The sequence below is a fragment of the Variovorax pasteuri genome, assembly GCF_051216435.1.
Taxonomy (GTDB): domain Bacteria; phylum Pseudomonadota; class Gammaproteobacteria; order Burkholderiales; family Burkholderiaceae_C; genus Variovorax.
The window spans coordinates 379,928-394,293 of sequence record NZ_JBPJZS010000005.1 but is presented as its reverse complement, the minus strand read 5'-3'; the positions used below and the strand labels follow the sequence as shown (position 1 = coordinate 394,293).

The following is a 14,366-nucleotide window of genomic DNA, read 5'->3' as shown; positions in this document are numbered from 1 at the left end:
TGCTACCCGACTTCTTTGAGCGAGGCCAGATCCACCGGGCCGTCTTGACTGGCGAAGGTCGGCATCCCGCCCTGCGAATTTTGCTGTTGCTGGCTGACGCCGGAGATCCGGTGGCTGCCTGTGTCGTACTGCCTGACGCGGCCGTCATGCGCCACCACCAGCCGCCGCTGTTCGGGGAAGAAGGCGTAGCGCACGCCGTCCTGCCCGCCGGTGCTGGACGGGTTGGACAAGCCTTCGGGCCACCAGGTGTCGTCCGGCGCAGGCATCGGCTTCATGGGCTCCATTGGCTTCATCGGCTGCATGGGCTTCATCGGTTCCATCACGCGCCCCTGCCCGGCGCCTGGTCGAGAAAATCGTCTCGCGGCGCATCGGTGTCCCCGAGCTGCGGAACCAGGTAGTCGGACACCATGCCGGCGATGTCGGTGCTGCGCACCACCAGCCCCACGATCATGCCGAGCGACAGCAAGCGCCACGGCTTGACCAGCACGATCAATGACCCGGTGCCCGCCGCATAGGCCACCAGCTTGCCGGGGTGCTTTGCAGCGTAGTCCTGAAGAAAGGGCCTGCCCAACTCGGTCACCGTGCTCAGATGGCTGCGGCGCCACCAGCTTCCCACCACGCTGCGCTCGATCTTGTCCTCGACGCGCCGGGTCCATGTGTCGGCGGCTGCAGCGGGTTCCTTGACCACACGCACGATCTGCTCGCCGGTGTCGGTGGCCACGTTCCTGTACCCCATCGCCGCCAGCAGGCTGGCACGGGACAGGGCGAGTCTTTCCTTGGGGGTGAGCGCTTCAGTCATTGTGGTTCCGCACGGTAGTCATGGCACGTTGGTCGGCCTCGAGTCCCACGGCCACGAAGGCCGGGGATCATCGGCGCGTCAGTTGAAGTAGCGGCGCGGCGAACGGTCGAACGCCAGCAGCAGCCCGGCCAGCAACGCGCCGCCGGCTGCTGCAACCAGCACCGACTTCACCGGCTCGGCTGCGATCTGCTTGGCGCAAGACTCCTGCCAGTGCGCCGCATGCTCCCTAAGGCTGGCGATCTTCCTGCCCGATTCGTTCACCGCATTGCGGGCGTAGGCCTTGCCGGTGTCCAGGGCGTCCGCGGCCACGTCCTTCGCGTCGGCGGCGACACCGCGCGCCGTGTCCAGCGCTTCGCCAGCAGCTGCCTTGGCATCGTCGGCGCCGGCGCGCAGGGTCCGCACCGTGTCGCCGGCGATCGCCTTGGCCTCTTCGGCAAAGCCGCTGGCGGCCCTGGCGGCGTCCTGGCCGGTCTGGCGGGCCTCGTCGGCCAGTTGGGAAGGGGTCTTAGCGTCGTCTGCCATGGCGGTCTTTCGAGAGTGAGCAACAGGTTGCGAAGACGCTATTTGTGCAAAACCCGGCCGCACGCGGTGTCGGGGTGGGCAGGCAGCGCGTGTAGGCGAAAGCAACTCCGGCTGTGCGACGGCATGACTGCGCGCTGGCGCGCGGCCTGAATGCGGGCGCTGCGCGCGGGTCAGCGATCCGGAGTTGGCGAGTGGCGCAAGTCTTGTCGGCCAAGGTGCAGGGAGAGAAGTCGGAGACCTGCGGTGCTGACGGCAGCGTATTCGAGGAAACGTCGGTGGCGGAGGGTGCGCCCAAGTCCGCCACCAACACTTGATGGCAGTTCGAGGCCGAAAATCGGTCAAGCCAAGCCACGTCCATAGCGTTGGAATGGCGCTCTCAAACCCTCCGCAGCGCCACCACCCGCTCGCGCATATCGAAGTCCACAGCCAGTCGCCCCCGATAGCGCAGTCCCGCATGCACAGCCGGCCGATACACCCATGTCGTCGCAGCATCCTTAGCAGACGCAGGAAAGAGCTCAATCCGCCCCCCATTCGGCGCACCCAAGAAAGCACTCACCGCTTCAGCAGGCGTGCCCGGTGACAACGCCGTAGCCAGCATCTCCCACTGAACGCGGCGCCGTGTTCGCCAGCCCAGCACCAGCCCGATGCCGCCGAACAGAAGCCCGGGCAGCAGCATCGAAGCCCCGGCCCACAGCGCCAGTGCAGCGGCCCCTTCAACCTGGCTGTCTGGCAGCGCGACAGCCGCAATGACTGCCCCGCCAACGGCTCCCGCCACGAAGCCGAACCCGGCATACACCGCGAACCAGCGCCACCCGCGCAGGCGCAATGCCAGATGCCATTCGCGCTCGTCCGGCAGCGCGCCCGCAGCGTTGTGCTGCGAGGCGTCGAGCGGCACCACATGGTCGCCCAGCCTGCGAACGACCGACGCCTGTTCCGTGGGCCTGTCTTGCAGCCGGATGTGCCATTCGTTGCGCCCGTCGAGCGAGACGAACAGCGACAGTCCGTCGTCGTACGGCAGGAAACTGGAGCCCAGGAAGCGCCAGCTTTCACCGACAGGGTGTTCCACACCGTCGTAGTCGAAAAAGCTCTCACAGACTTCATAGCTGCGTCCGGGCTGCAGCGGGCCCCAGGCTTTTGCGGGTTCACGGCCGGTCCAGGTGCCGGAGGGTTGGGGTCCATGCATGTTCGTCGCGTCGGAGTTGCGGGGTCGATTGCAGCCGACTTTAGTTGGTCGCGTCGAGGCGCTTCGATAATGCGGTCCCCTCGTACGGATCCCGCAAAAAATGAGCGCAGCAGATTTCCTCTTCGCCCCCGAGGTGCAGAAACTCCTGAAGGTCGTCTACGCGGCTCCCGACCAACAGTTCTCGACCGATGAGCTCGCCCAGCGTTCGAAGCTCGATGCCGCCGATGTGGCGCGCACCCTGGAGCACCTCGTCGCCAGCGGCATGCTGAAAAGGCAAAAGCCGAAGGCGCGAGCGGAGGCGGAGGCGGAGGCGGAGGAGCCCGAGGTTGCCGAAACTGTCCAGGTCGACCGTTCCTTCGTTTTCTACGCCGAGCTGCGCAGCATCGCGTTGAAGTCGTTCGCCGCCGCCGAACCGATCCGTTCGATGCTGCGCTCGAAGTTCAAGGACTCGGTCGTGCGCGCCTTCATGCTCGGCGAAGACAAGGACGGCACCGTGGAGTTGCTGGTCGCGCACGGCCAGCTCACGCCCGATGAGGCCGCCATGACCACGGCCTGCCAGAAGCTGTCGAAGACCCTCCACCGTCATCTGAAGGTGCATGTCGTACCGATTTCCAGGCTGGATGGCCTCGCGCCGCGCGACCCGCTCGCCGCGAAGCTTTCCGCGGCTTGCACGTTCGAGCTCATCGCGCTCGGAGAGACGAAGGCCCGGCTGCCCGTCGAGCGGATCGGCTTCCTGCAAAGCGCCCGAAAAAAACTGGCCACGCTGTCCCGCTCATCCGTGTGAAACAGGGGCCGCCTGAGGCGGGCGGGTTCTGCCGGTGCCACATCCCCCATGTGTCGAACCGCTTACAACTCCAGAAAACTCGCCTGTTTGGCGAACTTGCGTTGCGCTTGTTGATCCTCCAAGCACAATCGAAGTCGCTCGACGCGCCGAAATCTCCGTTTTCCCTCCTGTAAGCCAATGCAACTCAAGACTTTCTCCCTTCTCCCGCTCGCGTTCGCAATCGCCTCCGGCGCCCTGGTTCCCGGCGCAGCGGCTGTCGCTGCCTCCCATGCCGCCAAGCCAGCAGCCCACAAGAAGCCTGCCGCCGCCGCGCCTGCCGCGGAGCCCGCAGCCGGACAAACCGCAGTTGCCGGCGGGCCGCCGGCGCTGGCCTCCAAGGCATGGTTGTTGATGGACTTCGAATCGGGCGAGGTGCTCGCCTCGGCCAACCCCGACGAGCCGCTCCCACCGGCATCGCTGACCAAGATGATGACCAGCTTCCTGGTCGAGCAGGCCCTTCGGTCGGGCAAGCTCAAGAAGGACGACCTCGTGTCGGTCAGCCAGAACGCCTGGTGCCGCGGCTCGAGCACCGAGTCGTGCATGTACCTGCCGCTCAACAGCCAGGCCACGGTCATCGACATCCTGCGCGGCATCATCATCCAGTCGGGCAACGACGCGTCCAAGGCCATCGCCGAGCATATGGCCGGCTCCGAAGAGGGCTTTGCCAAGCTCATGAACGCCGAAGCCCAGCGCCTGGGCATGACGCACACGCATTTCGTGAATGCCACGGGCCTGCCCGATCCGGAGCACAAGTCGTCTGCGCGGGACCTCGCGATCCTGGCGCGCGCGATCATCCGCGACAGCTCCGACTACTACCCGATCTACGCGGAGCGCGAGTTCAAGTACAACGGCATCAAGCAGGGCAATCGCAACGCGCTGCTCTACACCGACCCCACCGTCGACGGTCTGAAGACCGGCCACACCCAGGACGCGGGCTACTGTCTCGTCACTTCGTCCAAGCGCAACGGGATGCGCCTGATCACGGTGATCCTCAACACCAACAGCATGCAGGCGCGTGCCGACCAGACGCGCTCGCTCCTCGGCTGGGGCTTTGCCAACTTCGAGCAGGCCACCCCCATTCAGCCCACCGCGGTCGTTGCGACGCCCAAGATCATCTTCGGCAAGGCCGACACCGTGGCCGCGGGCCTGGGCTCGCCTTGGACGGTGACGGTGCCGCGCGGCCAGAAAGTGAGCACCTCGGTGCAGGTCAAGCCGGACCTCGAGGCGCCGGTGGCCAAGGGAACGGTGATCGGCAAGGTCATCGCGGAATCGAACGGCAAGCCGGTGGGCGAGGCGCCGCTGGTTGCGCAGGCCGACGTGGAACGCGCAGGCTTCTTCCTGCGCATGTGGCAACGCCTGACCCGGTTGTTCGGCAAGTGAAGTCCGCGTGATGCGGCGCAATCAGCTTGCATCGGCACGGTCAATCCCGTAGGCTGACCCGACGCCAATACGCATTACCCAAGCCCTTGCGAGCCGCCGGGCCGGCCTTGCCGACGCGCAAAGGAGTGCAGACATGCCCAACCGGTCGAACGGCCCCGCGGCCGAAGTGAACGCGGTGCGAACACTGGCGCTCGTCGGCGCCGCAGCCTCCGGCAAGACCTCCCTCGCGGAGGCCCTGCTGTACAAGGCGGGTGCCATCAAGGCGTGCGGCAGCGTCGAGCGCGGCAGCACCGTCAGCGACCACGACCCGCTGGAGCGCCGCATGCAGCACTCGCTCAACGCATCGGTGATGCACCTCACCCATGGGGGCACGCGCATCCATTTCATCGACACGCCCGGCGCGGCGGACTTCCTCGGCCAGAGCCTGCCGGCGCTGGAGGCGGTCGAAACAGTGGCGGTGGTCATCAATGCCGCCACCGGCATCGAGCCGATGGCGGTGCGCATGATGGAGTACGCGGCCTCGCGCCGCCTCGCCCGCATGATCATCGTCAACAAGATCGACTCGCAGGGCGTCTCGCTGGCGGGCCTGCTGGCCGACATCCAGACGACCTTCGGGCGCGAATGCCTGCCGCTGAACCTGCCCGACAGGGTCCGCAAGCAGGTGGTGGACTGCTTCTTCAACCGGTTCGGGCAGTCCGACTTCGGCCCCGTCGAAGCGGCGCACCGCGCACTGGTGGAGCAGGTGGTCGAGGTCGACGCGGCCTTCGTCGACCGCTACCTCGAGGAGGGCGACGTGGATCCGGCCGAGCTGCACGCGCCGCTTGAGCAGGCGCTGCGTGAAGGCCACCTGATTCCCGTGTGCTTCGTCTCGTCGCGCAGCGGTGCCGGCGTGGCCGAGCTGCTGGACGTGATCGTCAAGCTCCTGCCCGACCCGACCGAGGCCAACCCGCCGAACTTCATCGTTGGCGAGGGCGAAGCGGCCACGCCCATGGAGGCCAGGCCCGACCCTTCGCTGCACGTGCTGGCGCATGTGTTCAAGGTCACGAACGACCCCTATGTCGGCAAGATGGGCATCTTGCGCGTGCACCAGGGCACGCTCACACGCGACAGCCAGCTCTACATCGGCGATGGCCGCAAGCCCTTCAAGGTGGGGCACCTGTTCATGTTCCAGGGCAAGGACCATGTCGAGGTGTCGAACGCGGTGCCGGGCGATATCGTGGCGGTGGCCAAGGTCGAGGACATTCATTTCGACGCCGTGCTGCACGACGCGGCCGAAGACAGCCACGTCCATCTCGCACCGCTGGCGTTTCCGGTGCCGATGCACGGCCTGGCCGTGGCGCCCAGGCGCCATGGCGACGAGCAGCGCACCTGGGAGATCCTTGGCAAGCTCGCGGCCGAGGACCCCTGCCTGCGCATCGAGCACGTGACGGCCACCCACGAGACGGTCCTCTACGGCCTGGGCGAGCTTCACCTGCGTACCGTGCTCGACCGCTTGCGCGAGGTGTACCACCTCGAGGTGCAGACGCGCCCGCTGCAGCCGGCTGCTTGAAGGATCTCCATGCAGCGCGGAGTCCCGGTCGCTGACTACCCCCGCCGCGACACTTTCAGCCGTCCTGGTCGGCGGTGCCTTCGCCATGCAGCCCGACGATCAGCGAGCGCAGCCACGTGATGGCCGGGTCCTTGTGGAAGCGGCCATGCCAGAACAGGTTGATCGCAATCTCGGGCAACTTGGCCGGGTGGCGGATGTAGGAAAGGCCGAAGGGCCCCGCCAGCGCCTGGGCGAGCCGTTCAGGCACGGTTGCCACCAGGTCCGAGTCATGAAGGATGTGGCCCACCGCCACATAGTGCGGAACCGTGAGGACCACCTTTCGCAGCACCTTCTTGCGCCCGAGGATGTCGTCGGCATTGCTGTGTCCCGTGCCCGCCGAGATCACGACGACGTGATCGGCCGCGGAGAACTCGCTCAATGACACCGTCCTCTTGTCCAGGGGATGCCCCCGGCGGAACATGCAAACGTAGTGCTGCTTGAACAGCCGGCGCTGAAAGTACCCCGCCTTGAGCTGCGGCAACAAGCCGATCGCAAGGTTCACATGGCCTGCTTCCATCTCGTCCTGCAGGTTCACGGCCGTGTTGCGAACGGTGCTGATCGACACGTGGGGCGCGACCCGTGCCACCTCCTTCATCAGCTTGGGCAGGAAGTAGATCTCGCCGATGTCGGTCATGCCCACCGTGAAGGCGCGCTTCGAAGTCGCCGGATCGAAGGAGGCCTTCTGGTTGATGGCCGCGTGGATGACCTGCAATGCCGTTGCGGTGGGCTCCGCGAGTTGCTGCGCGTACGGCGTGGGCTCCATGCCGTTGGGCGTTCGCAGGAACAACGGGTCATCGGTGAGCTTGCGCAAACGTGCCAGCGCGTTGCTCACTCCCGGCTGGGACAGGCCGAGGCTGCTGGCCACCTTCGAGACGCGCCGGTCGACGAGCAATTGCTGAAAAACGACCAGAAGGTTGAGGTCGATGTCCTTGAGCTCCATGGCGCCTCACATTCGCAGAATCAATTTGATCTATTGCTCATATTCTATTGAGCGATGTGAGTGGAAGGGAGATCATTGCCGCACCCACAAGACGCTGCCCTCCCCTGAGGCAGCACAGGAGACATACCACATGGATGACACATCGGCCGTCTTCCCCCAGAAGATCCACTGGGAAAACCAGGGCACCAGCCGGATCCCCTTCATGGCCTACACCGAGGCCGACCAGCATCGGCAAGAGCTGGAACGCCTCTTCTATCGCAACCACTGGTGCTACGTCGGCCTCGAAGCCGAGGTTCCGCAGGTCGGGGACTTCACGCGCACGGTCGTCGGCGAGCGCTCCGTGATCATGGTGCGCGACGCCGAGGATTCCATCAGCGTCGTCGAGAACGTGTGCGCTCACCGAGGCATGCAGTTCTGCCGCGAACGCCATGGCAACCGCAAGGCGCAGGGGTTCACCTGTCCCTATCACCAATGGAACTACAGCCTTACCGGCGACCTGCAGGGGGTTCCTTTCCGGCGGGGGGTCAAGCAGGACGGCAAGGTCAACGGCGGGATGCCCGCCGACTTCAAGCCGGCCGAGCATGGCCTGAACAAGCTCAGAGTCGCAACACGCGGAGGTGTGGTCTTTGCATCCTTCGACCCCGACGTCGAATCGCTCGAAGACTTCATGGGGCCGGAGATCCTGGGTTACTTCGATCGGCTGTTCAACGGCCGGAAGCTGACCATTCTTGGCTACAACCGCCAGCGCATTCCGGGCAACTGGAAGCTGATGCAGGAGAACATCAAGGACCCGTACCACCCGGGCCTGTTGCACACCTGGTTCGTCACCTTCGGCCTCTGGCGTGCGGACAACAAGTCCGAGCTTCGAATGGACCAGCACCATCGCCACGCCGCGATGATTTCGACGCGCGGCGCGAGCGGCAAGGCCGACGAGGTCACCCAGGTCTCGAGCTTCAAGGAAAGCATGCAGCTCAACGACCCCCGCTTCCTCGACATCGTGCAGGAGCCTTGGTGGGGCGGACCGACCGCTGTGATGATGACGCTGTTCCCGAGCGTGATCTTCCAGCAGCAGGTCAACAGCGTCTCCACGCGCCACATCCAGCCGAGCGGCCCCGGTGCCTTCGATTTCGTATGGACCCACTTCGGGTTCGAGGACGACACCGAAGAAATGACGCAGCGCCGGCTGCGTCAGGCCAACCTCTTCGGACCCGCCGGATTCGTGTCCGCGGACGATGGTGAAGTGATCGAGCTGTCGCAAAAGGGTTTCGAACAGAAGCCTTTTCATCGCACGCTCGCCGAGCTTGGCGGACGCGAGGTCGGCGACACGGACCACATGGTCACCGAGACCCTGATACGGGGCATGTACGCGTACTGGCGCAAGGTGATGGAGGCTTGACGTGGACTTCAAGGACTACTTCGAGCTGTCCCAGCTCTACGCCAGCTACGCCCAGGCCGTCAGCTCCAGCCAATGGGAACTCTGGCCCGAATTCTTCACGGAAGACTGCACCTACCGGCTGCAGCCCAGAGAAAACTACGACCGTGGCTTTCCACTGGCGACGCTGTCGTTCGAGAGCAAGGGAATGCTCAAGGACCGCGTCTACGGGATTCGAGAAACCCTGTTTCACGACCCGTACTACCAGCGCCACGTCGTCGGCGCGCCGGTTGTCCTGAAAGCCGAAGCCGACCGCTTTGAGTCGGAAGCCAACTACGCGGTATTTCGCACCAAGCTTTCCGAGTTGTCGACCGTCTTCAGTGTCGGGCGCTACATCGACGTCGTCGTGCGGACCGAACAGGGGCTGAAGTTCGCTTCGCGCCAGGTCATCTACGACAGCGAAATGATCCCGAACTCCGTCATCTATCCGTTGTAAGGCCACCCATGAGCGATTCCGAATTCCAATGGACCGATGCGGCACCGGTCGATGACGTTCCTGCAGACGATGTCGTGGGCATGCGCGTCGACGGACGCGACATCGCCCTGTACAGCGTGGACGGCCAGATCTATGCGACCGACAACCTCTGCACCCACGGACATGCCCGCCTGTGCGAAGGCTTTCTGGAGGGGCACGAGATCGAGTGCCCGCTGCACCAGGGCAAGTTCGACGTGCGCAACGGCGCACCGAAGTGCGCTCCCGTGACGGAAGCCATCCGCTCCTATCCGGTGAAGATCGAAGGCGGCCGGGTGTTCCTTTCGCTGGGCTGATTCGAATGCATGGCAATGCTCGCGCACCGGTCGCAGACACACCGTGCCTCGGCGGTCCGGAGGCCCCATGAGTGATCGGACGATCGTGATCGTGGGCGGTGGCCAGGCCGGAGGATGGGCTGCGCAGACGCTACGCAGCGAGGGCTTCGAGGGCCGGGTGGTGCTGATCGGGAACGAGCCTCATCGCCCCTACGAAAGGCCTCCCCTTTCCAAGGCGGTGCTCGCCGGCGATGCGCATGCGGACACGACCTGCCTTCAGACGCCGGAAGCCTTCGATGCGCTGAAGCTCGACTGGCGCCCCGATGTCAGCGCCACGCGCATCGACAGGACCGCCAGGCAGTTGCACCTGAGCCGCGGCGAGCCGATTCGCTACGACAGCTTGATCCTGTGCACCGGAGGCCGCGCGCGCCGCCTGGCCATCCCCGGCGCCGATCTGCCTGGCGTCTTCACGCTGCGCAGCATCGGCGATGCTGCAGCGCTCGGTGCGGCACTCGTTTCCGGAAAGCGGCTGCTGGTGGTGGGCGGAGGATGGATCGGCCTGGAGGTCGCGGCAACCGCCCGGAAGAAGGGCCTGGACGTCACGGTCGTCGAGGCGATGGGGCGGCTGTGCGAGCGCACGGTGCCTGAAGAGATTTCCGACTACCTGCTGCGGCTTCACACCGCGCATGGCGTTCAGGTCGAGCTGGGTGCGGGGATCGAGCAGCTGGCCCAAGGCCCCGGCGAAGAATTGACGGCGACCCTCGGCGACGGACGAAGGCTCGCTTGCGACGTGGTTCTTTTCGGCGTCGGGTTGATCGCGAACGATGAACTCGCACGCGAAGCGGGCCTGGCATGCGAAGGCGGCGTGCGGGTCGATTCCCAGTGCCGCACCTCGGACCCGGACATCCTGGCCGCCGGCGACGTCGCGGTGTGGCACTGCGACTGGGCCGGGCGCCGCATGCGACTGGAGTCCTGGCAGAACGCCCAGGCGCAAGGGATCGCGGCCGCACGCGCCGCGCTGGGCACCGCGGTGAACCATCAGCCGCTGCCGTGGTTCTGGTCCGACCAGTACGACGTCAACCTGCAGATCTTCGGCGTGCCGACTCCCAAGCACCAGGTGGTCATGCGCGGCGACGCGGACTCCAACAGCTTCGTGCTGTTCTTCCTCGATGGGGACCAAGTCGCCGCGGCAATGGGGCCGAACGCGGCGCGCGACCTGCGTCTTGCGCGACGCCTGATCGAGCGCCGCACGCGCGTCGACGCCCAACAACTCGCCGACCTCCAGGTCCCTCTGTCCAGGCTCTGACGGTCGGCAACGGCCGAGCGGCTCTTCATCGAAGTCGTCGTGGGCTCGGGGGTATCGACACCCCCAAGCTCCTCATGCTCGGCAGCATCGGCGACAAAGCGCAGTTGCACCCGCCGACCCTTGCACGAGCCACGCTGCCGGGCCACCGCTGGCGCCCTCGCCTGTCGCCTCAGCGATTGCGCCACGGCGCGCTTGCCCCGATGCTGCCGCATGACCTCACCCACGACACCCTTCAGCGGCACCCCCGCCCTCTGCGGCCCGCTGCGCAAGCCGCGCCAGATGCTCAACGACCAGAGCTACGACGGCCACAAATCCATCCACGACGACAGCATGGCCGAGGGCCTGGGCCTGCGCGCCGGCCCCATTGAAGGGCCGACGCATTTCAGCCAGTTCGATCCGCTGCTGTTCGACGTCTTCGGCAAGGCCTGGTTCGAGACCGGCTGCATCAGCGCGCACTACCAGAACATGGTGGTCGAGGGCGAAGAGGTGCGCGCCTTCGTGCAGCGGCCCGCGCTCGGCGAGCGCTTCGTGCGCCTGTGGGCAGAGAAGCGCGACGGCATGCCGGTGCTCACGGGCTCGGCCTCGGTGGGCGACGCCGCCGGCCTGCCGCATGAACTGGAGCAGCGCATCGCCAAGCTGCGTCCGGCCGCCGGCCTGGTCATCAACCGCGACCTGAAGGTCGGCCAGCGCGGCGCCGTGGCCGAAAACGTGCGCATGGGCTTCGACCAGCACATGGGCAACTACTACCCGTTCAGCCTGGCCGACAAGCTGCAGGTCATCACCGAGCCGAGCCCCTGGTACACGCCTGAAGGCGCCACCGGCTCGCCATGGGGCCGCGCCATCATTCCTTTCGAGATGATCTCCGTGCTGCTGGGCAGCACCGTCGGCGAGGCCGGCTTCAAGGGGCGCGGGCCGGCCGTGGGGCTGTTCGCGGGGCAGCAGATCCGGTTGCTCAAGGGCCCGCTGTTCGTCGATCATCCGTACACGCTGGAGCGCGAAATCATCGCGCTGAGCGAGAGCGCGCGCACCGAGTCGTGCTGGGTGCGCACCCGCGTCTATGACGGCCAGCCCGGGGCGGCGCGCGAGCCGCTGGCAGAGATGATCCTCAACGGCGCGGTGCTGAAAGCCTCTTACGCGAACTACGAGGCCGAGGCGCGCGAACTTGGAGCGCGACCTTCGACGGCACCGAGGCTTGCGTGACACCCGTGCTGTCGCTCGCCGAAGTGCGAAGCCATGCTCAGGCGCTCGCCGGTTTGCGGCGACGTGATCGGCGGCAGTTGCGGCGCGCTCGTCGGCGCGCGCCGTGAAAATGCAGGCATGCTTTCCCCTCCCCCCAGCAATTCCGAGCGCGTGCAGTCCATGGCGGCGAGCCTTGGCTGCACCGTCGGCGTCTACGCGCCGCCCTCCGGTGCCGCGCACCCCGCACTCCTGGGCAGTGCCGCCAGCTTCTCGGCAACGCTGGTCGAATTCGGCGCCCGTTTCGATCCGCAAGAAAAGATCTATCTTTTTTCGAACTGGCCCACGCTGGAGGCCGCGTTGCGGCACGTGCTGGACCAGCGGCAAGCGGCTCGCTGACCGGGCTGCTGCCTGGCGCCCACCAGCACGCGGCGCTTTCTCCCGCGCATTGAGCGGCTCGCCTACGGCCGGGCCCTGCGTTCCGACATACAACTGCGGCGAATACCGATGGCGCGCCGCATGTCCGAGGCGCAGAGTCAGAGCCTGACTCAAGAGGTCGTGCGCCATGAGCATGGCGAATCCAGGAGAGTTTCGTGCCCAACCCGCAAGTCCACGCCGGACTTTTGCTGCTCATTTCGAGAGGCGCCCTCCCGGCCTTGCTGTTGGCCGCTGGTTTGACTTCACAGCCATGCCATGCCGATCCGGACCACGACGCCATCGACGCGGCACTTCAGCGCGAGGCCGACTACCGTGTGATTGCGGCCCGATGCGGCACCCCGGCCTTCGAAAAGCAATTCTTCAAGCAGTCGAAGGCGGCCGTCGCCAGCGGGCTCGTGGAGGGTCTCAAGAACGCCGGGGCGGCAGAAAAGCAAATAGAGGCGCGGCGGCGCAACCCCTTGCAACTCGTCGCCACGAGTGCCGATTGCAGCGAAAGACTGGCTTTTCTGAAGACGGTGCAGCAACAGCGTGCCAAAGAAGTGCGCACCGGCCGCCGCTAGGCCACCCGCCGTGGCGGCAGAAAAGCCCGACATCGGAGACCAGCAGGTCGCTGCAGGCCCTCGTCCCTGTCGCCGCCACGGGCCATGTCACCCGACAGGACGTGGCCCTCGCCTACAGGCGGTTCGCCGGCGTTCCCCTACAACCGGTTGCATGAAAGATCGGCGCCACCTCATCGAACTCATTCAAGGCTTGTCGAAGCAGGAGGGCACCCGGCAGCCCACGCCCGAGGAATGGCTGCGGGAACAGGACGAAAAATCGCGGAACATCGCACGGCCCGTCCCGGACACCACCACAGCACGCGCCCCCGTGGATGCCGGCGAGGGCTCCGACGACAATCCTGATCGCTAGCCAGGCATTTCACCCCCACCCCATGCTCAAGATTCACCACCTCGGCCACTCCCAATCCGAACGCATCGTCTGGCTCTGCGAGGAACTGGACATTCCCTACGCACTGACGCACTACACGCGCGATGCCGTCACCGTGCTCTCGCCGCCCGAGTTCAAGGCGCTGCATCCGCTGGGCACGGCGCCGGTGATCGAAGACGGCGACGTGCTGCTGGCCGAGTCGGCCGCCATCGTCGAATACATCATCGTGAAGCATGGCGGCGGCCGCCTCAAGCCCGGCCCCGAGCACCCGGACTACGCTGCCTTTCTGTACTGGTTCCATTTCTCCAACGGCAACCTGCAACCGGCCATCGGGCGCCTCATGATGATGAGCCGGGCAAAGCTTGCCGCGGACCACCCGGTGCTGGTGTCGGTGCAGGGCAGGCTCGACCGGGTGCTGGCGCTGGTGGAGTCGCGGCTGGGCGAGGCGGACTGGCTCGCGGGCAGCGAGTTCACTGCGGCCGACATCATGAGCGTGTTCTCGTTCACCACGATGCGGCTGTTCCAGCCGATCGACCTTGCGCCTTATCCGAACATCCGCGCCTACCTGCAGCGCATCGGCGAGCGGCCGGCGTATCGCCGTGCGATGGCCAAGGGCGACCCGGACCTGGTGCCGATGCTGGGCTGACGCGGCGGGCGCTTGAGGTAGACGATCACTTTCGCTCGACCCACTGCGCGCGCCAGGCGGGGGCATCGAAGGGGTCTGCGAAGTATTGCGTCTCGCGCGCCACCTTGATGCCTTGGAACTTCATGATGCTCACGGTGTACGCGCTCTTGCCGCCGTAGTCGATCGTGTACTCCGTGATCCACAGACTGCCTTCCCCCGCGATCCGGCGCACCGTGAACCCCGATGGCTTGCCGGGGTGATGGCTGCGAAGCGCCTGCAGGTTGTGGCGACCGTGGATGACCTCGCCCGACTGCGGATACATGCACACGGCATCGTCGTGATAGATCTCATGCTCGACGACCTGATCGCCCGCGGCGGAAGCCAGCCAATGCCGCTCTACAGCCAACCGGATGTTGTGCTCTTCCATGATCGACCTCCATGCGGTTCGGCCGGCTTGCGCAACGGTGCCTGGTGCCAGGC

General features: G+C 66.0%; 17 protein-coding genes and 1 pseudogene. 12 read left to right on the top strand and 6 right to left on the bottom strand.

The window, feature by feature from the left end; all coding sequences use genetic code 11:
* Positions 1 to 2: 2 nt before the first annotated feature.
* From ACSFBM_RS20855 to ACSFBM_RS20840, 4 genes are all read right to left on the bottom strand, one after another.
* On the bottom strand, positions 3 to 311 hold the full coding sequence (locus ACSFBM_RS20855) for a hypothetical protein (protein ID WP_435486080.1): 309 nt from the start codon (positions 309 to 311) through the stop codon (positions 3 to 5).
* Between the two features lie 8 nt (positions 312 to 319).
* The gene (locus ACSFBM_RS20850) at positions 320 to 799 is read right to left on the bottom strand and encodes a hypothetical protein (protein WP_435486079.1); all 480 of its coding nucleotides are present in this window, start codon (positions 797 to 799) and stop codon (positions 320 to 322) included.
* A 78-nt stretch (positions 800 to 877) separates the two neighbouring features.
* Positions 878 to 1,321, bottom strand: coding sequence for a hypothetical protein (locus ACSFBM_RS20845; RefSeq protein ID WP_435486078.1), 444 nt, complete (start codon positions 1,319 to 1,321; stop codon positions 878 to 880).
* Positions 1,322 to 1,697: 376 nt separating this feature from the next.
* Positions 1,698 to 2,504, bottom strand: a complete 807-nt coding sequence (locus tag ACSFBM_RS20840; protein ID WP_435486077.1) for a DUF3601 domain-containing protein — start codon at positions 2,502 to 2,504, stop codon at positions 1,698 to 1,700.
* A gap of 100 nt (positions 2,505 to 2,604) precedes the next feature.
* Between ACSFBM_RS20840 and ACSFBM_RS20835 the strand changes: the two genes are divergently transcribed.
* The 3 genes and pseudogenes from ACSFBM_RS20835 to ACSFBM_RS20825 form a co-directional block, all read left to right on the top strand.
* Positions 2,605 to 3,288 (top strand): hypothetical protein, encoded by a 684-nt coding sequence (locus ACSFBM_RS20835; RefSeq protein ID WP_435486076.1) that lies wholly within the window; start codon positions 2,605 to 2,607, stop codon positions 3,286 to 3,288.
* 177 nt (positions 3,289 to 3,465) lie between these two features.
* Positions 3,466 to 4,707 carry a D-alanyl-D-alanine carboxypeptidase family protein gene (locus ACSFBM_RS20830; RefSeq protein ID WP_435486075.1) on the top strand — a complete coding sequence of 414 codons (1,242 nt, stop codon included), beginning with the start codon at positions 3,466 to 3,468 and terminating at the stop codon, positions 4,705 to 4,707.
* A gap of 133 nt (positions 4,708 to 4,840) precedes the next feature.
* Positions 4,841 to 6,238: pseudogene (locus ACSFBM_RS20825) on the top strand (GTP-binding protein); the annotation flags it as partial.
* Positions 6,239 to 6,311: 73 nt separating this feature from the next.
* Here the strand turns inward: ACSFBM_RS20825 and ACSFBM_RS20820 are convergent.
* Entirely contained in the window at positions 6,312 to 7,235 is a 924-nt protein-coding gene (locus ACSFBM_RS20820) for a LysR family transcriptional regulator (RefSeq protein WP_435486074.1), read from the bottom strand.
* Positions 7,236 to 7,365: 130 nt separating this feature from the next.
* Between ACSFBM_RS20820 and ACSFBM_RS20815 the strand changes: the two genes are divergently transcribed.
* The 9 genes from ACSFBM_RS20815 to ACSFBM_RS20775 all read left to right on the top strand — a co-directional run bounded on the left by ACSFBM_RS20815 (position 7,366) and on the right by ACSFBM_RS20775 (position 13,907).
* A complete protein-coding gene (locus ACSFBM_RS20815) occupies positions 7,366 to 8,631 on the top strand; it encodes an aromatic ring-hydroxylating dioxygenase subunit alpha (RefSeq protein ID WP_435486073.1) in 1,266 nt (421 codons plus the stop codon).
* Between the two features lies 1 nt (position 8,632).
* On the top strand, positions 8,633 to 9,103 hold the full coding sequence (locus ACSFBM_RS20810; protein ID WP_435486072.1) for an aromatic-ring-hydroxylating dioxygenase subunit beta: 471 nt from the start codon (positions 8,633 to 8,635) through the stop codon (positions 9,101 to 9,103).
* Positions 9,104 to 9,111: 8 nt separating this feature from the next.
* Positions 9,112 to 9,435 carry a non-heme iron oxygenase ferredoxin subunit gene (locus ACSFBM_RS20805; protein ID WP_435486071.1) on the top strand — a complete coding sequence of 108 codons (324 nt, stop codon included), beginning with the start codon at positions 9,112 to 9,114 and terminating at the stop codon, positions 9,433 to 9,435.
* Between the two features lie 67 nt (positions 9,436 to 9,502).
* Positions 9,503 to 10,720 (top strand): NAD(P)/FAD-dependent oxidoreductase, encoded by a 1,218-nt coding sequence (locus tag ACSFBM_RS20800; protein ID WP_435486070.1) that lies wholly within the window; start codon positions 9,503 to 9,505, stop codon positions 10,718 to 10,720.
* A 210-nt stretch (positions 10,721 to 10,930) separates the two neighbouring features.
* On the top strand, positions 10,931 to 11,920 hold the full coding sequence (locus ACSFBM_RS20795) for a hypothetical protein (protein ID WP_435486069.1): 990 nt from the start codon (positions 10,931 to 10,933) through the stop codon (positions 11,918 to 11,920).
* A gap of 33 nt (positions 11,921 to 11,953) precedes the next feature.
* On the top strand, positions 11,954 to 12,295 hold the full coding sequence (locus ACSFBM_RS20790) for a hypothetical protein (protein WP_435486068.1): 342 nt from the start codon (positions 11,954 to 11,956) through the stop codon (positions 12,293 to 12,295).
* A gap of 194 nt (positions 12,296 to 12,489) precedes the next feature.
* Positions 12,490 to 12,894 carry a hypothetical protein gene (locus ACSFBM_RS20785; protein WP_435486067.1) on the top strand — a complete coding sequence of 135 codons (405 nt, stop codon included), beginning with the start codon at positions 12,490 to 12,492 and terminating at the stop codon, positions 12,892 to 12,894.
* Between the two features lie 151 nt (positions 12,895 to 13,045).
* Positions 13,046 to 13,243, top strand: coding sequence for a hypothetical protein (locus ACSFBM_RS20780; RefSeq protein WP_435440715.1), 198 nt, complete (start codon positions 13,046 to 13,048; stop codon positions 13,241 to 13,243).
* A gap of 22 nt (positions 13,244 to 13,265) precedes the next feature.
* Positions 13,266 to 13,907 (top strand): glutathione S-transferase family protein, encoded by a 642-nt coding sequence (locus tag ACSFBM_RS20775; protein WP_435486066.1) that lies wholly within the window; start codon positions 13,266 to 13,268, stop codon positions 13,905 to 13,907.
* A gap of 25 nt (positions 13,908 to 13,932) precedes the next feature.
* On the opposite strand, the gene ACSFBM_RS20770 is transcribed toward ACSFBM_RS20775, so the two are convergent.
* Entirely contained in the window at positions 13,933 to 14,313 is a 381-nt protein-coding gene (locus ACSFBM_RS20770) for a nuclear transport factor 2 family protein (RefSeq protein WP_435486065.1), read from the bottom strand.
* Between the last annotated feature and the right edge of the window lie 53 nt (positions 14,314 to 14,366).